Source organism: Streptomyces sp. NPDC005485 (genome assembly GCF_040606085.1).
In the GTDB taxonomy this organism is placed as follows: Bacteria; Actinomycetota; Actinomycetes; order Streptomycetales; family Streptomycetaceae; genus Streptomyces.
Genome location: NZ_JBEXDZ010000088.1, coordinates 1 through 21,460, shown reverse-complemented (window position 1 = coordinate 21,460; position 21,460 = coordinate 1). Strand labels below are relative to the sequence as shown.

The window sequence follows — 21,460 nt, the reverse complement described above, 5'->3', positions numbered from 1 at the left end:
CGGGGTCACCGGTGCGCGTGCGCGCTCTTCTTGCATCTGCACGCCCTGAGCTGCGTTCACTCCGGTACGGGTATTGCCTCCCCGTCGGCGGGGAAGATGCGGGATCATGTCTGGCATGACCGAGGTGTCCTCGCTCACAGGGCGGCTGCTCGTGGCCACGCCCGCCCTGGCGGACCCGAACTTCGACCGCGCGGTGGTGCTGCTCCTCGACCACGACGAGGAGGGCTCGCTCGGCGTCGTCCTCAACCGCCCGACCCCGGTCGACGTGGGCGACATCCTGGAGGCCTGGGCGGACTTGGCCGGCGAACCCGGTGTGGTGTTCCAGGGCGGCCCGGTCTCCCTCGACTCGGCGCTCGGCGTCGCGGTCATCCCCGGCGGAGCGTCCGGGGAGAAGACCCCGCTCGGCTGGCGGCGCGTGCACGGCGCGATCGGCCTCGTCGATCTGGAGGCGCCGCCCGAGCTGCTCGCCTCCGCGCTGGGCTCGCTGCGGATCTTCGCCGGTTACTCCGGATGGGGCCCGGGCCAGCTGGAGGACGAGCTGACCGACGGCGCCTGGTACGTCGTCGAGTCCGAGCCCGGAGACGTCTCCTCCCCCTCCCCGGAACGCCTCTGGCGCGAGGTCCTGCGCCGCCAGCGCAACGAGCTGGCGATGGTGGCCACGTACCCGGACGACCCTTCGCTCAACTGACCACTGTGATGACCTCTGTGAGCTTCAGTACTCTTGCAGTCATGAGCACTCTTGAGCCTGAGACCCAGCCCCAGCGAGGTACTGGGACGGGGACCCTCGTAGAGCCGACGCCGCAGACGTCGCACGGCGACGGTGACCACGAGCGCTTCGCCCACTATGTCCAGAAGGACAAGATCATGGCGAGCGCCCTCGACGGCACGCCCGTCGTGGCCCTCTGCGGCAAGGTGTGGGTCCCGGGCCGCGACCCGAAGAAGTACCCGGTGTGTCCCATGTGCAAGGAGATCTACGAGTCCATGAACGCCGGTGGCGACAAGGGCAAGGACGGCAAGGACGGCAAGGGCAAGTAGCCGCTCCGCCGGCCGGATCGGGTGGGCGCTCCGCCCGCTGTCCGTCGGTCCCTCCCGCTGAACGACTGATCCGCACGAGGTCCCCGAGGCGCGTTTTGGTGCGCCCCGGGGGCCTTTGTGCTGCACCGGCGTTGCACGGGGTGCGTCGGGTGGTCACAGAGTGGTTGAGACCTCTTGTGGGCATGTTCATGTAGTCCATAGCCTCCGGGGTGTTGTGCAGAGCAAAACCGTCATTGCGCATGTTGCAACGCACCCCCACCGGAGGACGCTCGATGAAGCTCTCTGTCCGAACGGCCGCCGCAGCCGCCGCCCTCGCCCTCGCGGGCCTCACCGCCACCGCCTGCGCCCCCCAGGCCTCCGACGACTCCTCCTCCGGCAAGGACGAGCAGACCGGCACGCTGCGCGTCTGGCTCTTCCAGGAGGTCGGCAACAAGCCGAAGCAGCAGGTCGTCGACAAGACGGTCGCCGCCTTCAAGAAGGCCCACAAGGGCGCCGGCGTCACCGTGGAGTACATCCCCGTGGAGACCCGCGCCCAGCGCATCAAGGCCGCCTTCAACGACCCCAAGAGCGCCCCGGACGTCATCGAGTACGGCAACACGGACACCGCCGGATACGTCAAGGACGGCGGACTCGCCGACGTCACCAAGGACTTCACCGACTGGAGCGAGGCCAAGGACACCGACCCGACGGCCAGACAGTCCGTGACGGTCGACGGCAGGACTTACGGCGTCCCGTACTTCGTCGGCGTCCGCGCCCTCTACTACCGCACCGACCTCTTCAAGGAACTCGGCCTCGAAGCCCCGAAGTCACAGGCCGAGTTGATCGAAACGGCCCACAAGATCCGCGCGGCGAAGCCCGACCTGTACGGGCTCGCGGTCGGCGGCGCCTACACGTACGGCGCGATGCCCTTCGTGTGGGCCAACGGCGGCGAGATCGCGGGCGGCAAGGACGGCTCGTACGCCTCCGCCATCGACAGCGCGGCCGCGCAGAAGGGCATCAAGACCTACACCTCGCTCTTCGGGGACGACAACTGCCCCGCCGCCAAGTGCGCGGGCATGGGCGGCAACGACACCGTGACGGCCTTCGCGTCCGGCAAGGCGGGCATGGCCATCGGCGGCGATTTCAGCCATGCGGCGATCGAGGCGGGCAAGGTCAAGGGCAAGTACGCGGTCGTACCGCTGCCGGGCCTCAAGTCGGGGGAGATCGCCCCGGCGTTCGCGGGCGGCAACAACCTCGGCGTACTGAAGAGCACCACCCACCGCACCCTCGCCGTCGACCTGATGGAGCGGCTGGCGTCGAAGAAGACGCAGGCCGAACTCTTCGACGCCATGGGCTTCCTGCCGACGTTCACCGATGTGCGCGACGACGTCGCCGCGAAGGAGCCGTTCGTCGCGCCGTTCGTGAAGACGCTCTCCTCGGGCACCAGGTTCGTGCCGGCCTCGCCGGCCTGGGCGCAGATCGATGCCTCCCTGGTGCTGCCGACCATGTTCCAGGAGGTCGTCAGCGGCAAGAAGGACGTGGCGGCGGCCTCGAAGGACGCGGCGAAGAAGATGAACGACGCCTTCGCCTCCGTGGGCTGAGCGGATGACCGCGCACGACACCCTCGCCGAGAGGGCCCCGCGCAGCGCCGTCGCGAAGGCCGCGCCCACCGGCCCCCGGCGCCGGGGCGGCGGCTGGACCCCCTGGCTCTACCTCGCCCCCGCCCTCGCCGTCCTCGGCGGCCTGCTCGTCTACCCCGTCTACCAGCTCGGTCTGATCTCGTTCCTCGAATACACCCAGGCGCAGGTCAGCGGCGGTGAGCCGACGACCTTCCAGGGCTTCGGGAACTACGCGACCCTCTTCGCGGACGCGGAGTTCTGGCAGGTACTGATCGCCACCGTGCTGTTCGCGGCGGCCTGCGTCGTCTCGACCCTCACGGTCGGCTGCGCGCTCGCCGTGCTCCTCACCCGGGTACGGGCCCTGCCGCGGCTCGCTCTGATGCTGGCCGCGCTCGGCGCCTGGGCCACCCCGGCGATCACCGGCTCCACGGCCTGGCTGCTCCTCTTCGACCCCGACTTCGGCCCGGTCAACCGGGTCCTCGGACTCGGCGACCACTCATGGACGTACGGCCGCTACAGCGCCTTCGCCCTCGTGCTGCTCGAAGTGGTCTGGTGCTCCTTCCCGTTCGTGATGGTGACGGTCTACGCCGGGATCCGCGCCGTACCGGCCGAGGTGCTGGAGGCCGCCGCCCTGGACGGCGCCTCGCAGTGGCGGATCTGGCGGTCCGTCCTGGCGCCGATGCTCCGGCCGATCCTGGTCGTCGTCACCATCCAGTCGGTCATCTGGGACTTCAAGGTCTTCACGCAGATCTACGTGATGACGAACGGCGGAGGCATCGCGGGCCAGAACCTCGTGCTGAACGTGTACGCGTACCAGAAGGCGTTCGCCTCCTCGCAGTACAGCCTCGGCTCGGCGATCGGCGTCGTGACGCTCGCCATCCTGCTGGCCGTCACGCTCGTGTACCTGAGGCTGCTGAAGCGGCAGGGGGAGGAACTGTGAGGATCGTCGGAGCAGCTCCACGTCGTCCGTGGCGGCTCGCCGCAGAGGTGTCGGCCCTGCTGATCGCGGCCGTCGTCGCCTTCCCCCTCTACTGGATGGTGCTGAGCGCCTTCAAGCCGGCCGGGGAGATCGAGTCCACCGAGCCCCGGCCCTGGACGCTCTCGCCCTCCCTGGATTCCTTCCGGCGCGTCTTCGAACAACAGGAATTCGGCCGGTACTTCCTCAACAGCCTTGTGGTGGCCTGCTCCGTGGTCGTCGCCTCGGCGCTGATCGCCTTTCTCGCGGCGACGGCCGTGACACGATTCCGCTTCCGATTCCGGACCACGCTGCTGATCATGTTCCTGGTCGCGCAGATGGTGCCGGTGGAGGCCCTGACCATCCCGCTGTTCTTCCTCATGCGCGACTTCGGCCAGCTGAACACGCTGGGCTCGCTGATCCTGCCGCACATCGCCTTCTCGCTGCCGTTCGCCATCTGGATGCTGCGGGGTTTCGTGAAGGCGGTTCCCGAGGCGCTGGAGGAGGCCGCGTACCTCGACGGGGCGAGCCGGACGCGATTCCTCTGGCAGATCCTTTTCCCGCTCGTCCTCCCGGGACTTGTGGCCACGAGCGTCTTTTCGTTCATCTCGGCCTGGAACGACTTCCTGTTCGCCAAGTCCTTCATCATCAGCGACACGTCCCAGTCCACACTGCCGATGGCCCTTCTCGTCTTCTACAAGCCGGACGAGCCCGACTGGGGAGGCGTGATGGCCGCGTCCACGGTCATGACTGTTCCGGTGCTCGTGTTCTTCGTACTCGTACAGCGACGGCTGGTCTCCGGACTGGGCGGAGCGGTAAAGGACTGACGTGACTGTTGAGACGGATCTGATTCCGGCCCCGCGTGCCGTCGAGGGCCCCATGCGCTGCGGTGTCCTCTTCGACAAGAAGACGACCCTGTGGGCCGCTCCCGGTACCGAGACCACCGAACGCTGGCTGCGCTCCACCCTCGGCGCGGCCCTCGGCCTGCCGCTGCGGCCGGGACCGGAGGGCGCCCGTGACTGCGTACGCCTGACCTTGGACGACACGCTGGAGCCGGAGGCGTACCGGCTGAGCGTCATCGCAGGCCAAGGCGTCGAGATCCGCGGCGGCGGCCCGGCCGGCGTCTTCTGGGGCGCCCAGAGCCTGCGTCAGCTGCTCGGCCCCGAAGCGTTCCGGCGCGCTCCCGTACGGTCGGGAATCACGTACGGCATCCCGCACCAGATCATCGAGGACTCACCCCGCTTCCGCTGGCGTGGCCTCATGCTCGACGTCTCCCGGCACTTCATGCCCAAGGACGGTGTGCTCCGCTATCTGGATCTGATGGCGGCGCACAAGCTGAACGTCTTCCACTTCCACCTCACGGACGACCAGGGCTGGCGGGTCGAGGTCAAGCGGTACCCGAAGCTGACGGAGGTCGGGGCCTGGCGGGCGCGCACGAAATTCGGCCATCGCGCCTCGCCCCTGTGGGAGGAGAAGCCGCACGGGGGCTTCTACACGCAGGACGACATCCGCGAGATCGTCGCCTACGCCGCCGAGCGGCATATCACCGTCGTCCCCGAGATCGACATCCCGGGCCACTCGCAGGCTGCCATCGCCGCGTATCCGGAACTCGGCAACACCGACGTCATCACCGCCTCCACCGAGGGGGGTTCCGCCCTCTCCGTCTGGGACAACTGGGGAATCTCCGCAAACGTACTCGCCCCCACCGACAACACCCTGCGCTTCTACGAGGGCGTCTTCGAGGAACTCCTCGACCTGTTCCCCTCGGAGTTCATCCATGTCGGCGGCGACGAATGCCTCAAGGACCAGTGGCGTCAGTCGCCCGCCGCGCAGGCCCGCATCAAGGAACTCGGACTCGCCGACGAGGACGGGCTGCAGGCGTGGTTCATCCGGCACTTCGACGACTGGCTCACCGCGCGCGGACGACGGCTCATCGGCTGGGACGAGATCCTGGAGGGCGGTCTCGCGTCCGGCGCGGCCGTCTCCTCGTGGCGCGGCTACCAGGGCGGCATCACGGCCGCGCAGGCCGGCCACGACGTCGTCATGTGCCCCGAGCAGCAGGTGTACCTGGACCACCGTCAGGACGGCGGCGAGGACGAGCCGGTGCCCATCGGCTACGTACGCACCCTGGAGGACGTCTACCGCTTCGAGCCCGTTCCGCCGCAGCTCACGGAGGATCAGAAACGCCATGTGCTGGGCACCCAGGCCAACCTGTGGACCGAGGTGATGGAGGACCACGCGCGCGTGGACTACCAGGCGTTCCCGCGGCTCGCGGCCTTCGCCGAGGTCGCCTGGAGCGCCCTGCCCGCCCCGCTGGAACGGGACTTCGCCGACTTCGAGCGGCGGATGACCGCCCACTACGGGCGACTTGACGCCCTGGGAGTCGCCTACCGACCGCCGACCGGACCTCTGCCGTGGCAGCGGCGGCCCGGTGTGCTCGGACGCCCGATCGAGGGGCCGCCCCCGAATGTGTGAGACGACGCCCCACGAGGCCTCACGGGGCTCACGGGGCTCACAGGACCCCACAAGGAACAAGCCGCCCAGGAGTCACCGAAGAGTGGCAATTCACGCTCACCGGTGATGCCGTACGAAAACGGACCATCTCCCTGGTGAGGGGGGCGAATGCCTCCTAGCGGACCCCCGCGTCAGGGGCCGGGGAAGATGTGCCAGAGTTGCCACGTCCGCCCTGTCAGCACGTACCGTACGCGCAACACAGGTGGGACCAGGTGGGGCAGCGGGAAGGGGCAGCCGGTTTGACCACGCACGCACCGCAGGCGGCGCAGGCCGTGACCCTGCCCGGCTCTCTGGACGAGGCGGTCGCGGCCCTGGCCGCCATGCCCGCCGCCGTTCCCGTCGCGGGCGGGACCGACCTCATGGCCGCGGTCAACGCGGGTCAACTCCGGCCCGCGGCCCTCGTCGGCCTCGGCCGGATCAGCGAGATCCGCGGCTGGCAGTACCAGGACGGACACGCGCTGCTCGGCGCGGGTCTCACCCACGCCCGTATGGGCCGTCCCGACTTCGCGGCCCTCATCCCGGCGCTGGCCGCCGCCGCGCGCGCCGCCGGTCCGCCGCAGATCCGCAACGCGGGCACCCTGGGCGGCAACATCGCCTCGGCCGCCCCCACGGGGGACGCGCTGCCCGTGCTGGCCGCACTGGAAGCCACGCTGATCATCGCGGGTCCGGGCGGCGCCCGCCGCGAGATCCCCGTCTCGCATCTGCTCGCCGGCGTGGAGATGCTCCGCGGCGGCGAACTCATCGGCTTCGTGCGCGTGCCGCTGCTGCACGCGCCCCAGGTCTTCCTGAAGGCGACGGGACGCACCGGCCCCGGCCGCGCGATCGCGTCCGTGGCGCTCGTCCTCGACCCCGCCCGGCGCGGTGTGCGGTGCGCCGTCGGTGCCATAGCGCCGATGCCGCTGCGGCCCCTGGACGCGGAGGCGTGGGTAGCCCGGTTGATCGACTGGGACAACAACCGGGCGATCGTCCCGGAGGCGCTCACCGCCTTCGGGGAGTACGTCGCCGCGGCCTGCATCCCCGACCCCGTACCGGAGGCGGACGGCTCCGTGCCGCAGCTTCCGCCCGCCGTACTGCACCTGCGGCGCACCGTCGCCGCACTGGCCCGACGAGCACTGGGGAGGGCACTGTCGTGACCGACGACCAGCACGGAGAGGCCACCCCCCGGGGCGGCACCCACGGAGCCTGGGAGCCGCTGCCGCAGGGTGACTACGACGACGGCGCCACCGCCTTCGTCAAACTCCCCGAGGGCGGCATCGACGCCCTCCTTGCGGACCGGGACAGCCCGCTTGCGGCGCCCGGCCACGGCTATGTCCCCCCGCACATCACCTCGACGTCCCCGCCCGCCGCGGCGACCGACCCGGGAGCCACCGGCACCTGGGCCGTACCCCCGGACGCCGTCCAGTGGCCCGACCCGAACGCGCAGGCCCCGCAGGAGACCGGCGGCGACCGGTTCGCGTACCAGCCGGGCGCCACCGGGCAGTGGGACTTCCGTGACGCCGTGCGGGAAGGCTCCGCGGCGTCCGGGCACGACGTCACCGGGCAGTGGTCCATCCCGGTCGCCAACGGCGATCTTCCGGACGAATCGGGCGAGTTCACCACGTCCGCTCTGGTCGAGCAGTGGGGCGGCACACCGCCTCCCACGCTCCCCGGCGGCGCGGCCGCGCCCTGGGCGACGGAGGCCGTTGGCGAGGCCTGGTCCCGCGCCCCCGAGGAAGTCCCCGCAGAGGCCCACACGGAGCCGTCGACGGGCGCTCAGGCGGCCCTGCACGCCGAAGCGCTCCAGGAGGGCGCAGGCGCCCCGCACGAGGCTCCTGAGGCCGTTGCCGAGCCGGTGGCCGCGGAGGCGCCCGAGGCGGACGGCGACCCGGCCGCGCAGGACTCCGAAGCCGGCCGAGCCGCCGAAGCCGTGGAGGCCGTCGAGGGTTCCGAAGTCGCCGACTCCGACGACGACGCGGCACTCGCCGCACCCCCGCACGACGAGCACCCCCTCGCCTCGTACGTCCTGCGCGTGAACGGCGCCGACCGGCCCGTCACCGACGCCTGGATCGGCGAATCGCTGCTCTACGTACTGCGTGAACGGCTCGGCCTCGCGGGCGCCAAGGACGGCTGCTCCCAGGGCGAGTGCGGAGCCTGCAACGTGCAGGTCGACGGACGGCTCGTGGCCTCCTGCCTCGTCCCCGCCGTCACCGCCGCGAGCAGCGAGGTCCGCACCGTCGAGGGCCTGGCCGCCGACGGGCAGCCCTCGGACGTGCAGCGGGCGCTCGCCAAGTGCGGCGCCGTGCAGTGCGGTTTCTGCGTACCGGGCATGGCGATGACCGTGCACGACCTCCTGGAGGGCAACCCCGCGCCCACCGAGCTGGAGGCCCGCCAGGCACTCTGCGGCAACCTGTGCCGCTGCTCCGGCTACCGCGGGGTCCTCGACGCGGTGCGCGAGGTCGTCGCCGAGCGCGAGGCGCACACCGCCGCCGACCACGAGCAGTCCGCACAGGACGCCGACGAGGCGCGCATCCCGCACCAGGCGGGCCCGGGCGCCGGCGGGGTCAACCCCGCGGCGGCGCACGACGCGTACGACGGATACGCCCCCCAGGAGCAGCCGTACGGCCAGGACGGAGGCCAGGCGTGAGCAACGAAGCCGCGACCGCGACACCCGAGGCACCCGACACGGGGCCCGAGGCACTGCCGCACGGCCTCGGCACCTCGCTGACGTCCGTGGACGCGCGTGCCAAGACGGAGGGCACCTTCCCGTACGCCGCCGACCTGTGGGCCGAGGGCCTGCTGTGGGCGGCCGTGCTGCGCTCGCCGCACCCGCACGCGCGCATCGTGTCGATCGACACCAGCCACGCGCGCGAGATGCCCGGCGTCCGCGCGGTCGTCACCCACGAGGACGTGCCCGGCGCCGCCCTGCACGGCCGGGGCAGGCCCGACCGCCCGGTGTTCGCCTCCGAGGTCGTACGCCACCACGGTGAGCCCATCGCCGCCGTCGCCGCCGACCACCCCGACACCGCGCGCATGGCCGCCGCCGCCGTCATCGTCGAGTACGAAGTACTCGACCCGGTGACCGACCCCGAGCAGGCCTTCGAGGCGGCGCCGCTGCACCCCGACGGCAACCTGATCCGGCACATCCCGCTGCGCCACGGCGACCCGGACGCGGCCGGCGAGATCGTCGTCGAGGGCCTCTACCGCATCGGCCGCCAGGACCCCGCCCCGATCGGCGCGGAGGCCGGCCTCGCCGTGCCGCGACCCGACGGCGGCGTCGAGCTGTACGTCGCCTCCACCGACCCGCACACCGACCGCGACACGGCCGCCGCCTGCTACGGCCTCGAACCGGAACGCGTGAAGGTCGTCGTCACCGGAGTGCCCGGCGCCACCGCCGACCGCGAGGACCAGGGCTTCCAGCTCCCGCTCGGTCTGCTCGCGCTGCGGACCGGCTGCCCGGTGAAACTCACCGCGACCCGCGAGGAGTCCTTCCTCGGCCACGCCCACCGCCACCCCACCCTGCTGCGCTACCGCCACCACGCGGACGCCGAGGGCAAGCTGGTGAAGGTGGAGGCGCAGATCCTGCTCGACGCGGGCGCCTACGCGGACACGTCGTCGGAGTCGCTGGCCGCCGCGGTGTCCTTCGCCTGCGGCCCGTACGTCGTCCCCAACGCGCTCATCGAGGGCTGGGCCGTACGCACCAACAACCCGCCCTCCGGCCATGTGCGCGGCGAGGGCGCCATGCAGGTGTGCGCCGCCTACGAGGCGCAGATGGACAAGCTCGCCAAGAAGCTGGGCATGGACCCGGCGGAGCTCCGGCTGCGCAACGTGTTGGCCACCGGGGACGTCCTGCCGACCGGTCAGACGGTGACGTGCCCGGCCCCGGTCGCCGAACTGCTGCAGGCCGTACGGGACTACCCGCTTCCCGCGCTGCCCAAGGACACCCCCGAGGACGAGTGGCTGCTGCCCGGCGGCCCCGAGGGCGCGGGCGAACCCGGCGCCGTACGCCGTGGCGTGGGCTACGGCCTCGGCATGGTGCACATGCTCGGCGCCGAGGGTACGGACGAGGTCTCCACGGCCACCGTGAAGGTCCACGACGGTGTGGCGACCGTCCTGTGCGCGGCGGTCGAGACGGGGCAGGGTTTCACGACGCTGGCCCGGCAGATCGTCCAGGAGACGCTGGGCATCGACGAGGTGCACGTGGCGCCGGTCGACACCGACCAGCCGCCGGCGGGCCCGAGCTGCCGGGGCCGTCACACCTGGGTGTCGGGCGGAGCGGTGGAGCGTGCGGCGAAGATGGTCCGCACCCAACTGCTCCAGCCGCTGGCACACAAGTTCGGGATGTCGACCGAGCTGCTCCAGATCACCGACGGCAAGATCACCTCGTACGACGGTGTGCTCTCCACGACCGTCACCGAGGCGATGGACGGCAAGGAGCTGTGGGCCACCGCGCAGTGCCGCCCGCACCCGACGGAGCCCCTCGACGCCGCCGGACAGGGCGACGCCTTCGTGGGCCTGGCCTTCTGCGCGATCCGCGCGGTGGTCGACGTCGACATCGAGCTGGGTTCGGTACGGGTCGTTGAACTCGCGCTCGCCCAGGACGTCGGCCGGATCCTCAACCCCGCGCAGCTGACGGCCCGCATCGAGGCGGGCGTCACCCAGGGAGTCGGCGCGGCCCTCACGGAGAACCTCCGCACGGCCCGCGGCCTGGTCCGCCACCCCGACCTCACCGGCTACGCCCTCCCGACCTCTCTCGACGCCCCCGACATCCACATCGTCAAACTGGTCGAGGAGCGGGACGTCGTCGCCCCCTTCGGTGCGAAGGCGGCCAGTGCGGTACCGGTCGTCACATCCCCGGCAGCCGTCGCGTCCGCCGTCCGCGCGGCGACGGGCCGCCCGGTCAACCGCCTCCCGATCCGCCCCCAGGCGGCCGTGGTGACGACGTCGTGAGCACCCCTGAGACGCCCTCCGAGCCGCCGCGCTACGAACCCGGGCCCAGCGTCGGCAAGTTGATGCTGGGGCTGCTGGTGTTCGTGCTGGCGGCCGTGGTGGTCGTCGTGGGTGGCGTGTACTTCAGCTGAGGTCTCCGAGGCGGTCCGAACCGACTGACCGCCGTGTGTTTCCTGGTGTTTCCGGCGTTGTCAGTGGCGCGGCGTAGGGTTCTCGAACAGTGGGGAACTGCCGCGGGGTGACGGGTGTTCCGCACGGGGGAAGCACGGATGCGTTCACATGCGCGGGGGAGCCATGAGCACGACTGACACCGATGTCGGCGGCGCGGTAGCACTGACCGAGGCCGAGCTGGATCCGTACGTCACGCACGCGGCGACACGGCGGTGGATGGCGGAGCCCGGACTGCTGTCCGACGGCACGCTGCTGCGGTTCGACACATTGCGGGAGCACGGGCTGCGGAGGGTGGCGGACCTCGTCGGCGAGGCGGACAGGATCGCCGAGGAGCTGTGCGACCAGCTGGTCATAGGGGCGCTGCGTTCCCTCGACCGTGACCTGGAGCCGATCGTGCTGGACGGCGCGACGGGCGAGATCACCTCCATGTACGTCCACCGCAATCTCAGCCCTGTCGACTTCCTGCCGCTGGCTCCTTCCCTGGGGGCGCTGCTGCGGTTCACGGCGGCCACGGAGGAACTGGCGGACAGCCGCGGCCAGTTCGCCTCCTACGAGGGCCGGTTCGGTCCGAAGGCGGTCGGCGAGGCGTCCAGGGCGCTGGCCGCGGTCTTCGAGGAGCACGTGGGCGACAGCCGCGTTCCGGCGTACTGGAGGATGGCCGCGCTGATCCGTCCCCTCGCCCGGATCGCGGGCCCCGGCGACGGGCTCGTCCTCGACCTGCCCAAGCGTCTGCTGGACGAGGAGTTCGGCGCGGGCGGGATCATGCGCTTCGAGGACGTGGACTTCCCACCGGCGCTCACACACGAGCCGACGCGCCGCTTCCTGCGCGAAGTGGGCCTCCCCGAGGACGGCTTCCTGTTCCAGCTGGAGACCGAAGTTCCGCTGCCGACCCTGACCGAGTACTGCCTCGACGTCCGCTCCGGCGACTTCACCGAGGACCAACTCCCGGTCGGGGCCGCCGGGTTGATCCGCCTCGGCCACCTGATCGAGGACGCCGGTCTCGTCGTCGACGGCACCACGGGCGCGGTCCTCGCCTGGAGCGAGACCGACACCACTCTCCGCCCCCTGAACACCGACATCTCCACTCTTGCCTTCACCCTCTGGCTGCTGCGCCGCGAGAAGTCCCTCGACGCCGAGCACCACCTCAGCAGTGCCTACGGGCAGTTGGCGGCCACCGTGATCCAGACCCTCGCCCAGATCGACCCCGTCGCCTGCGCCCCGACCCCGTTGTCGGACGATGACGGCGGCTGGCGGTACTGGCCGGAGATATTCGAGGACCAGGCGGGCGGGGTGCTGTACGCGTAGCTGCGCGGGGGTAGCCGCACCCGGGAAGGGCTCGTGGAACGGGCTCACGGCACGGGCGTGCGGCATCGCGGATCGGCCGTGCCATCCGCCACGCCGCGACCGCGGTCGGCTCAGCTCGTGCCCCGTCCCGGCGGCCCGTCCGTGCCGTACAGCTCCGCCGAGGCGTCCACATGGGCCAGCCTGCGCAGCGCGCTGAACACCGCCTCGCCCAGTACGGTTCCGATCACCGCGCTCTCCACCACGCCTTCCACCCCGCCCTCGGCCGCTGCCCGCCGGTCCACGTATGCGAGGTCGGCGCGGGCGACCCGCTCCGCGGCGTCGGCGTAGACGTCGAGCACCTCGACGAACTCCCCGTGCCCCAGCCGGGCCATGGCGGCAAGGGCCTTGGACAGGTCGGCCGCGGCCGGGTTCGACTCGTGCGTCCGCCAGCCGCGCCGGGAGACCAGGTCGGCGACGGCGGCCTGCGCGGCCGCCGACTCGGTGTCGTCGTGCTCGATGCTCTCGTTGCCGAGGCGGTCCGTGGCGGCGCCGAGCACTTTGTGCAGCGGACGCGTCGGATCGTCGATGGCCGTCAGCACCTCCGCGATCTCGGCCACCTTCATGCCGCCCACGTCGAGCAGGGCGCGGATGAGCTGCAGCCGACGCTCGTGCGCGTCGCCGTAGGTCGCCTGGTTCGGGCTGGTCAGCTCGCCGGCGGGCAGCAGCCCTTCACGGACGTAGTACTTGATCGTCGGCACCGGCACTCCGGTTCTTCGACTCAACTCTCCGATGCGCACTGCCGGTTCACTCCTTGGTTCTGGCCCTGGTCGTCGTGCCGGCCCTTGCGGCCTTCCCCTCCCATCATAGATAGTGTGGCTATCGGATAGCGGATAGTGCTGCTATCCGCTTTGAAGGGGGAGTCATGTCTTCGCTGCTTCAGTCCTCGTCGCCCGCGCCGTCGTGGTGGCCTTCGGTTCCCTGGCGGTCTCCATGGCGGTCATGGCATCGACCGCTGGTGCTGTTCTCGGCGGCGATGGTGGTGACGGCGGTCGTGTCCGCGGTGGGACTCGCCGTCGACGACCGCGTTCTGGTGGGCGCGCCGATCTGGTTCAAGCCGTTCAAGTTCTCGGTCTCCTTCGTGGCGTACGGCCTCTCACTTGCCTGGATGCTGTCGCTGCTGCCCCGTGGTCGGCGCGTGGGCTGGTGGGCGGGGACGGTCGTCGCGCTGGCGAGCCTCGGGGAGATGGTGATCATCATCGGCCAGGCGGCACGCGGAAAGCGCAGCCACTTCAACTACGAAACACCCTTCGACACGGCGCTGTTCAACACGATGGCCGTCACGGTCGTCATCCTGTGGCTCGGCACGCTCGTCGTCGCTGTGCTGCTGCTCCGCGCCAGGATCGCCGACCGCGCGTCCGCCTGGGCGATGCGCTCCGGCATCGTCCTGGCGCTGGCCGGAGCCGCTGTCGGATTCCTGATGACGCAGCCCGCGCCGGGGCAGCGGCGCGGCGTCTCCAAGGTGGTCGGCGCGCACAGCGTGGGCGTACCGGACGGCGGTCCCTCCATGCCGCTGACCGGCTGGTCGACGACCGGTGGTGATCTGCGGGTCCCGCACTTCGTCGGCATGCACGCCCTGCAACTCCTGCCGCTGCTGCTCCTGGTGCTGACCGCCCTCGCACCGCGCTTCGCCCGCCTCGCCGACGCCCGGGTGCGTTCGCGCCTGGTGCTGCTCGCCTCGGGCGTGTACGCCGCAGCCTTCGCGCTGGTCCTGTGGCAGGCGCTGCGTGGCCAGCCGCTGATCCACCCGGACGGGGTGACGGTGGGGGCGGGGGCCACGATCCTGGCGATCGCCGTTCTCGGAGCGTACGTGTCGCTGCGGGTACCGACTCCGACTCCCGCGCCGGCCAAGGCAATTGACGCCGAGCACGCCGTGCACGCCGAGCACGCCGTGCACGCCGAACACGCCGAACACGCCGAACGTGCTGACGCTTCGAAGGAGCTCACGTCATGACCGGTTTCCTCTTCGAGTTCTCCTTCTGGCCGGCCGCGCCCGTCTGGCTGCTCATGATCTTCGCCCCCGGGTGGGGCCCAACCGCTCGCATAGCCGGCTCCCCACTGACCGTGGTCCCCATCCTGCTGCTCGCCTATCTCCCGCTCGCGATCCCGGTGTTCCCCGAACTCTGGACCGCGGTCAGCCACCCGGACATCGACACCTTCCGCGACCTGACAGCCCTCGCGGACGGCGCGGGAGCCGTCTGGGCCCAGGTCATCGCCTGGGACCTCCTCATCGGCCAGTGGATATACCGGGAGTCCCGACGCCTCAGGCTCTCCCCCCTCCTGACGGGCCCCCTACTGACCTTCACGATCCTGCTCTCACCCTTCGGCCTGCTGTTGTTCCTGTGCGTGCGCGCGACGAGGACACGGCGGGTGCCCCGCGATGAGTTCGCGGCGGCGTCCGGCTGAGCCCAAGCGAAAGGGCGACACCCTTTTCGGGGTGCCGCCCTTTCGTTCTGCCAGGTCGGAAAGACAGAGGCCGTGGCGGGATTCGAACCCACGTAACTCGCTTTGCAGGCGAGCCCCTGAACCACTCGGGCACACGGCCGTTGTCGAGACCGGCACGGCTCACACGTTCCGCTCTCGATGTGTCGACGGTAAGGCGGGTGGGGGAGGGGGCTCAAGGGTTCCGGGGGTGCTGCAACGGGACTGCCATACGCCGTTCACGAACCGCCCGCGTGACGTCGAGCAGGGCTCGCAGGGAGGTGGGTGCCGTACGGATGCCCAGCGACGGTCCGGGGCCGAGGGCCCCCGGGCGCACGGACCACCTCCCCACGGAGTAGGCCCCGGGCCACCGCGGCCCCCAAGTGGCACCCCACCCCCCACCCCGCGCATCCTGGAGATGTCGCGGCGTGCCGCGTCGCCGTCGAAAAGGGGCCGGCAGGTCCCCGGGACGGTGGGGTGCGTGAGCGCCGTGTTGCGAGGCGTACGAGGCATGAGTCAGGTGGCGGCACGCAAGTGGTGGACCCTTGGCGCCGTCTGCGTGGCGGCGTTCATGTTGCTGCTCGACATCACCGTGGTGAACGTGGCGCTGCCCTCGATCCGCGAGGACCTGGGGGCGAGCTTCTCCGATCTGCAGTGGGTGATCGACGCGTATGCGCTCACCCTCGCCGCCTTCGTGCTGACCACCGGCTCGCTCGCCGACCGACTGGGCCGGCGCCGGGTCTTCGCGTGCGGACTCGTGGTCTTCGCCCTCGCCTCCCTGATGTGCGCGCTGGCGCCCGATCCGCTCTTCCTCAACCTGGCGCGTGCGGTGCAGGGCGTGGGCGGCGCGGCCATGTTCGCGGTGTCGCTGGCGCTGGTCGCCCAGGAGTTCCCGGCCGGGCGCGAGCGCGGCATGGCGATGGGACTGTACGGGGCGACGATCGGGCTCGCGGTGGCGATCGGCCCGCTCATCGGCGGCGCCCTCACCGACGGGCTCGGCTGGCAGTCGATCTTCTACCTCAACGTGCCGATCGGGGCGGCCGCGCTCGTGGTCACGTACGCGAAACTGCGCGAGAGCCGCGATCCGAACGCCACCCGGGTGGACTGGCCCGGCGTCGCCACGTTCAGCGTCGCCCTGTTCCTGCTGGTGTGGGCGCTGGTGCGCGGCAACGACGAAGGGTGGGGCAGCGCGCTGATCGTCTCGCTGTTCGCGGGCGCCGCCCTGCTGCTGGCCGCGTTCCTCGTGATCGAGACGCGGGTACGCGAACCGATGCTTCCGCTCGGCCTGTTCCGGCGGCGGGCCTTCGTCGGGGTGCAGCTCGCCGCGTTCGGGGTCTCCGCGGCGATGTTCGCGATGTTCCTCTACGTCACCCTGTACATGCAGAACTTCCTCGGCCTGTCGCCGTACGCGACGGGCGTGCGCTACCTGCCGATCACCGTGGCCAGCTTCCTCGTGGCGCCGGTGGCCGGCGCCCTGCTGTCCCGGGTGCAGGCGCGGCTGATGCTGTCCGTCGGGCTCGCTGCCGTGGGCGTCGGGCTGCTGCTGTGGGGCGGGATCCAGACGGACTCCCGCTGGACGACTCTGCTCGCCGGGTTCCTCATCGGAGGCGCCGGAATCGGGCTCATCAACCCGGTGATCGCGGACGTGGCCGTGAGCGTGGTGCCCACCGAGCGCAGCGGGATGGCGGCCGGCATCAACGACACGTTCCGCCAGGTCGGCATCGCCGTCGGCACCGCCGTCTGGGGCGCGATCCTCATCGGCCGCGGCGCCGACAAGGTCGGCGAACTGACCGCGGGCACCCCGGCCGCGAACGGCGGACAGCCGCATCGCTTCGTCGAGGCCGTCTCCTCCGGCGACCTCGACCAGGCCCTCGCCCCGCTGCCCCCGGCCTCCCGCGCCGCCGTCGCCTCCGCCGCGCGGGAGGGCTTCCTCAGCGGCCTCAACCTCGTCCTGCTGCTCGGCGCCCTGGTCTGCTTCGTCACCGCGGCGCTGGCTCTGTGGCTGGTGCGGGAACACGAGATAGAACGGCAGGCCACGGTGGCGGCGCCGACACCGGAGCGGGTCGAATCCTGACGGCGGGGAACCGGCCGCCGGGCGCCACGAGGCCTCCGTACGGCGATGTGAGCTAGGTCCCATGGATGGCTGACCCGGCGTAGTCCGCGCGTTGACAACACCAGGGCGCCGGTAGGGTGGCCCGGTTGTCATACGTAGCCGAGCCGCTCAACCACCCCACGGAGACCGTGACTACCACCGCCACCAACACCCACTCGCATCACCTCTCCCCGGCCTTCCCCGGGCGCGCCCCCTGGGGCACCGCCGGCAAGCTGCGTGCCTGGCAGCAAGGGGCGATGGAGAGGTACCTCCAGGAGCAGCCGCGCGACTTCCTGGCCGTCGCCACGCCCGGCGCCGGTAAGACGACGTTCGCGCTGACGCTCGCGTCCTGGCTGCTGCACCACCATGTCGTGCAGCAGGTGACGGTGGTCGCGCCGACCGAGCATCTGAAGAAGCAGTGGGCGGAAGCGGCCGCGCGCATAGGGATCAAGCTGGACCCGGAGTACAGCGCGGGCCCGCTCAGCAAGGAGTACCAGGGCGTCGCCGTGACGTACGCGGGTGTCGGCGTGCGGCCCATGCTGCACCGGAACCGGGTGGAGCAGAGGAAGACCCTCGTCATCCTCGACGAGATCCACCACGCCGGTGACAGCAAGTCCTGGGGCGAGGCCTGCCTCGAAGCGTTCGAGCCCGCCACCCGCCGTCTCGCGCTGACCGGTACGCCCTTCCGGTCCGACACCAACCCCATCCCCTTCGTCACGTACGAGGAGGGGAACGACGGGATCCGGCGGTCCTCGGCCGACTACACCTATGGATACGGGTCCGCCCTCGGCGACGGGGTCGTGCGGCCCGTCATCTTCCTCTCCTACAGCGGCAACATGCGGTGGCGTACGAAGGCGGGCGACGAGATCGCCGCGCGGCTCGGCGAGCCCATGACCAAGGACGCCATCAGCCAGGCCTGGCGCACCGCCCTCGACCCGCGCGGCGAGTGGATGCCCAGCGTGCTGCGCGCCGCCGACCGCCGGCTGACCGAGGTGCGCAAGGGCATCCCGGACGCCGGCGCCCTCGTCATCGCCTCCGACCAGGACTCGGCGCGCGCCTACGCCAAGCTGATCCGCGAGATCACCGGTACGAAGGCCACCCTCGTCCTCTCGGACGACACCGGCGCCTCCAACCGGATCGACGAGTTCAGCCACAGCGACGACCGCTGGATGGTCGCGGTGCGGATGGTGTCGGAAGGCGTCGACGTTCCGCGGCTCGCCGTCGGCGTCTACGCCACCACCATCTCCACCCCTCTCTTCTTCGCGCAGGCCGTCGGCCGTTTCGTACGGTCCCGGCGGCGCGGCGAGACCGCCTCGGTTTTCCTCCCCACCGTCCCCGACCTCCTCGGTTTCGCCAACGAGATGGAGGTCGAGCGCGACCATGTGCTCGACAAGCCCAAGAAGGAGGGCGAGGAGGACCCGTACGCCGAGGAGGACAAGCTCCTCGCGGAGGCCGAGAAGCAGCAGGACGAGGACACCGGCGAGCAGGAGCAGTTCTCCTTCGAGGCGCTGGAGTCCGAGGCCGTCTTCGACCGCGTCCTCTACGACGGCGCCGAGTTCGGCATGCAGGCCCACCCGGGCAGCGAGGAGGAGCAGGACTACCTCGGCATCCCCGGGCTCCTCGAACCCGACCAGGTACAGATGCTGCTGCAGAAGCGGCAGGCCCGGCAGATCGCGCACAGCCGCAAGAAGCCGGACGACGAGGCCGACCTCCTCGAACTGCCCGCCGAGCGGCGGCCCGTGGTCTCCCACAAGGAGATGCTGGAACTCCGCAAACAGCTCAACACCATGGTCGGCGCGTACGTGCATCAGAGCGGCAAGCCGCACGGCGTGATCCACACCGAGCTGCGCCGCGTGTGCGGTGGGCCGCCGAGCGCCGAGGCCACGGCCGGGCAGCTGCGGCAGCGGATCGCCAAGGTGCAGGAGTGGGCCACCCGGATGCGGTGACGGGGCGGGACGGGGAGGGTGCGGTGGCGCGTCCCGTCCGTCCCTTGCCTCCCGTCCGGGGCGGCCTTTTTTCTCGTACGTGGATCAGTGCCCCGGCGTGCCCCGGCGCACTCGCCGACGTGTACGCCCCGTGCAGGGGTAGTGCACGCCCTGTGGCGAGCGCCCTGCTTATCGGGACAAACGGAATCAGTCCACACCGTTCGATGCCCGGATTCTGGACGGAGACTTCCGCTGAGCGGACCGGCTCGCTACTGTCCCGCTACGCACACGCCCCGTGGCAGCGCCGCCGCGGAGCGCAGCCGTGAAGCGACTGGGCCCGGGACGACCCGGGTCGTATGCCGACCGGCGGCCTCTGAAAGCGCGTCGCCGACGGGACTCGGTGACGCATCTGCCGCGAGGGGGCCGTCGACCTCACCACTAAGGAGTGGGCGTCGTGACCGCGGAGACCTCTCAGACGCTCGACCGGGGCCTCAAGGTCCTCAAGCTGCTCGCCGACACGGATCACGGGCTGACCGTCACCGAGCTCTCGAACAAACTGGGCGTGAACCGGACTGTCGTGTACCGGTTGCTCGCCACTCTGGAGCAGCACGCTCTCGTCCGCCGCGACCTGGGTGGCCGCGCACGGGTCGGGCTCGGTGTGCTGCGCCTGGGCCGCCAGGTCCACCCGCTCGTACGCGAGGCCGCGCTGCCGGCGCTGCGCGCGCTGGCCGAGGACATCGGGGCGACGGCGCACCTGACGCTGGTCGACGGGACGGAGGCGCTGGCCGTGGCCGTCGTCGAGCCGACGTGGACGGACTACCACGTCGCCTACCGCGCCGGTTTCCGCCACCCGCTGGACCGGGGGGCCGCCGGGCGCGCCATCCTCGCCGCCCGGCAGACACCGGTGTCCGAGCCCGGATACACGCTCACGCACGGGGAGTTGGAGGCGGGAGCCAGCGGCGCCGCGGCTCCGCTCATCGGCGTGACGGGGGTGGAGGGAAGCGTCGGCGTGGTCATGCTGGCCGACTCCGTACCGGAGCGGGTGGGACCGCGAGTCATGGACGCGGCACGCGAGGTGGCGGACGCACTGCGCTGACCGCGCGCGCCGACGGGACTCGGGCGCGAGCTGCCGGGGTCGGGACGCGAGCCGGCGGGACTCGGGCGGGAGCTGCCGGGGTCGGGACGCGAGCCGACGGGGGCGGGCGAGAGCTGCAATCGGGACGCGAGCCGGCGGGACTCGGGCGGGAGCTGCCGGGATCCGGATTCGAGCCGCGTGGATTCGGATGCCGGCCGTCGGGGCCTGGGCGCAAGGCGCGTCGCCGTCGGATACGTGCCGCGTGGACCTGGATGCAGGCCGCCGGGGCGGGGCGCAAGCCGCCGCCGCGGTCGGATGCGAGTCGCCCGGCCCCAGACGCAAGCCGCCGCCGCGGTCGGATGCGAGTCGCCCGGCCGCAGACGCAAGCCGCCGCCGCGGTCGGATGCGAGTCGCCCGGCCGCAGACGCAAGCCGCCGCCGCAACCCGCCGTCGCCGGACGCCCGAAGCCCAAGCCGACCCGGTAATCCCCTCCGGCCAAGGCGGTGGGGTGCTCAAGTTAGATTGATCCCGTGCTCTCTCGCCTCACGCGCCCCCAGGCCATCGCCGTCTGCGCCCTCCCCGTCGTGGCTCTGCTTGCCACGGCGGCGTTCGCGCCGCTGCCGTTCTCCGTTGCGCAGCCCGGCATGACGGCGAACGTCCTCGGCGAGAACAAGGGCGATCCGGTGATCACGATCAGCGGCGCGGCCACCAGGGCGACCCGCGGACAGCTGCGGATGACGACGATCGAGGCGACGGGCCCCGACATGCACGTCTCACTCGGTGACGTCCTCGACGGCTGGTTCCGCACCGACCGGGCGGTGCTGCCGCGCGACTCCGTCTACCCGAGCGGCGACAGCGTCAAGGAGATCGAGGCGCACAACACCGCGCAGATGAAGGAGTCCCAGGACACCGCCACCGAGGCGGCGCTGTCCTACCTCCACAAGAAGGACGTCAAGGTCACGCTCAAGCTGGCCGACGTCGGCGGTCCCAGCGCCGGGCTGCTCTTCTCGCTCGGCATCGTCGACAAGCTGGACGGCAACGGCAGCGGCGGCGACCTCACGGGGGGCCGCACCGTCGCGGGTACGGGAACGATCGACGCCGACGGGACGGTCGGCGCGGTCGGCGGGGTGGCACTGAAGACCCAGGCCGCCCGGCGCGACGGGGCGACGGTCTTCCTGGTCCCGAAGGCGGAGTGCTCGGACGCGAAGTCGGAGCTGCCGAAGGGGCTGCGCCTGGTTCCGGTGACCACGCTCAAGGGCGCGGTGGACGCGCTGGTCGCCCTGGAGAAGAACCAGGGCTCGGTACCGAGCTGCTAGGGGGTGTTTTGAAAGTCCCGCACAGCACCCACGGCGCCCGGCACGCACCCTCGCCGCACCGGCCGAAGACCCAAGTACGTCCAGTACGAGG

General features: G+C 71.3%; 18 protein-coding genes and 1 tRNA gene. 17 read left to right on the top strand and 2 right to left on the bottom strand.

Annotation, left to right across the window (positions count from 1 at the left end; genetic code table 11):
- The first annotated feature begins 115 nt into the window (after positions 1-115).
- From ABZS97_RS26555 to ABZS97_RS26505, 11 genes are all read left to right on the top strand, one after another.
- On the top strand, positions 116-688 hold the full coding sequence (locus tag ABZS97_RS26555; protein ID WP_356141253.1) for a YqgE/AlgH family protein: 573 nt from the start codon (positions 116-118) through the stop codon (positions 686-688).
- A 41-nt stretch (positions 689-729) separates the two neighbouring features.
- The gene (locus tag ABZS97_RS26550; protein ID WP_356141251.1) at positions 730-1,035 is read left to right on the top strand and encodes a DUF3039 domain-containing protein; all 306 of its coding nucleotides are present in this window, start codon (positions 730-732) and stop codon (positions 1,033-1,035) included.
- 272 nt (positions 1,036-1,307) lie between these two features.
- On the top strand, positions 1,308-2,615 hold the full coding sequence (locus tag ABZS97_RS26545) for an extracellular solute-binding protein (protein WP_356141249.1): 1,308 nt from the start codon (positions 1,308-1,310) through the stop codon (positions 2,613-2,615).
- A gap of 4 nt (positions 2,616-2,619) precedes the next feature.
- Entirely contained in the window at positions 2,620-3,573 is a 954-nt protein-coding gene (locus ABZS97_RS26540; protein WP_356141247.1) for a sugar ABC transporter permease, read from the top strand.
- Entirely contained in the window at positions 3,570-4,415 is an 846-nt protein-coding gene (locus ABZS97_RS26535) for a carbohydrate ABC transporter permease (protein ID WP_356141245.1), read from the top strand. The genes ABZS97_RS26540 and ABZS97_RS26535 overlap by 4 nt, the downstream gene beginning before the upstream one ends.
- Position 4,416: 1 nt before the next feature.
- Complete coding sequence (locus ABZS97_RS26530; protein ID WP_356141243.1) at positions 4,417-6,063, top strand: beta-N-acetylhexosaminidase; 1,647 nt, start codon at positions 4,417-4,419, stop codon at positions 6,061-6,063.
- Between the two features lie 278 nt (positions 6,064-6,341).
- On the top strand, positions 6,342-7,235 hold the full coding sequence (locus ABZS97_RS26525; RefSeq protein ID WP_356141241.1) for an FAD binding domain-containing protein: 894 nt from the start codon (positions 6,342-6,344) through the stop codon (positions 7,233-7,235).
- Positions 7,232-8,725 carry a 2Fe-2S iron-sulfur cluster-binding protein gene (locus ABZS97_RS26520; RefSeq protein ID WP_356141239.1) on the top strand — a complete coding sequence of 498 codons (1,494 nt, stop codon included), beginning with the start codon at positions 7,232-7,234 and terminating at the stop codon, positions 8,723-8,725. The genes ABZS97_RS26525 and ABZS97_RS26520 overlap by 4 nt, the downstream gene beginning before the upstream one ends.
- Positions 8,722-11,028 carry a molybdopterin cofactor-binding domain-containing protein gene (locus ABZS97_RS26515; RefSeq protein WP_356141237.1) on the top strand — a complete coding sequence of 769 codons (2,307 nt, stop codon included), beginning with the start codon at positions 8,722-8,724 and terminating at the stop codon, positions 11,026-11,028. Before ABZS97_RS26520 ends, ABZS97_RS26515 begins: the two co-directional genes overlap by 4 nt.
- Positions 11,025-11,159, top strand: a complete 135-nt coding sequence (locus ABZS97_RS26510) for a hypothetical protein (protein ID WP_356141235.1) — start codon at positions 11,025-11,027, stop codon at positions 11,157-11,159. The genes ABZS97_RS26515 and ABZS97_RS26510 overlap by 4 nt, the downstream gene beginning before the upstream one ends.
- A 163-nt stretch (positions 11,160-11,322) precedes the next feature.
- Positions 11,323-12,504 carry an SUKH-4 family immunity protein gene (locus ABZS97_RS26505; RefSeq protein WP_356141233.1) on the top strand — a complete coding sequence of 394 codons (1,182 nt, stop codon included), beginning with the start codon at positions 11,323-11,325 and terminating at the stop codon, positions 12,502-12,504.
- A gap of 110 nt (positions 12,505-12,614) precedes the next feature.
- Here ABZS97_RS26505 and ABZS97_RS26500 read toward each other — a convergent pair whose 3' ends face one another.
- Positions 12,615-13,280: a MerR family transcriptional regulator gene (locus tag ABZS97_RS26500; protein ID WP_356141231.1), complete on the bottom strand. Its 666-nt coding sequence runs from the start codon at positions 13,278-13,280 to the stop codon at positions 12,615-12,617.
- A 236-nt stretch (positions 13,281-13,516) separates the two neighbouring features.
- Here ABZS97_RS26500 and ABZS97_RS26495 point away from each other — a divergent pair, with 236 nt between their 5' ends.
- Entirely contained in the window at positions 13,517-14,494 is a 978-nt protein-coding gene (locus tag ABZS97_RS26495; protein WP_356141278.1) for a hypothetical protein, read from the top strand.
- The gene (locus ABZS97_RS26490) at positions 14,491-14,946 is read left to right on the top strand and encodes an ABA4-like family protein (protein WP_356141229.1); all 456 of its coding nucleotides are present in this window, start codon (positions 14,491-14,493) and stop codon (positions 14,944-14,946) included. Before ABZS97_RS26495 ends, ABZS97_RS26490 begins: the two co-directional genes overlap by 4 nt.
- 67 nt (positions 14,947-15,013) lie before the next feature.
- Here the strand turns inward: ABZS97_RS26490 and ABZS97_RS26485 are convergent.
- Positions 15,014-15,085: transfer RNA gene (locus tag ABZS97_RS26485), tRNA-Cys, on the bottom strand.
- 387 nt (positions 15,086-15,472) lie between these two features.
- Between ABZS97_RS26485 and ABZS97_RS26480 the strand changes: the two genes are divergently transcribed.
- The 4 genes from ABZS97_RS26480 to ABZS97_RS26465 all read left to right on the top strand — a co-directional run bounded on the left by ABZS97_RS26480 (position 15,473) and on the right by ABZS97_RS26465 (position 21,369).
- Positions 15,473-17,035 (top strand): MFS transporter, encoded by a 1,563-nt coding sequence (locus ABZS97_RS26480; protein WP_356141227.1) that lies wholly within the window; start codon positions 15,473-15,475, stop codon positions 17,033-17,035.
- A gap of 167 nt (positions 17,036-17,202) precedes the next feature.
- Positions 17,203-18,999, top strand: a complete 1,797-nt coding sequence (locus tag ABZS97_RS26475) for a DEAD/DEAH box helicase (protein ID WP_356141224.1) — start codon at positions 17,203-17,205, stop codon at positions 18,997-18,999.
- A 433-nt stretch (positions 19,000-19,432) separates the two neighbouring features.
- Entirely contained in the window at positions 19,433-20,074 is a 642-nt protein-coding gene (locus tag ABZS97_RS26470) for a helix-turn-helix domain-containing protein (protein ID WP_356141221.1), read from the top strand.
- 509 nt (positions 20,075-20,583) lie between these two features.
- Positions 20,584-21,369: a S16 family serine protease gene (locus tag ABZS97_RS26465; protein WP_356141218.1), complete on the top strand. Its 786-nt coding sequence runs from the start codon at positions 20,584-20,586 to the stop codon at positions 21,367-21,369.
- The last annotated feature ends 91 nt before the right edge of the window (positions 21,370-21,460 follow it).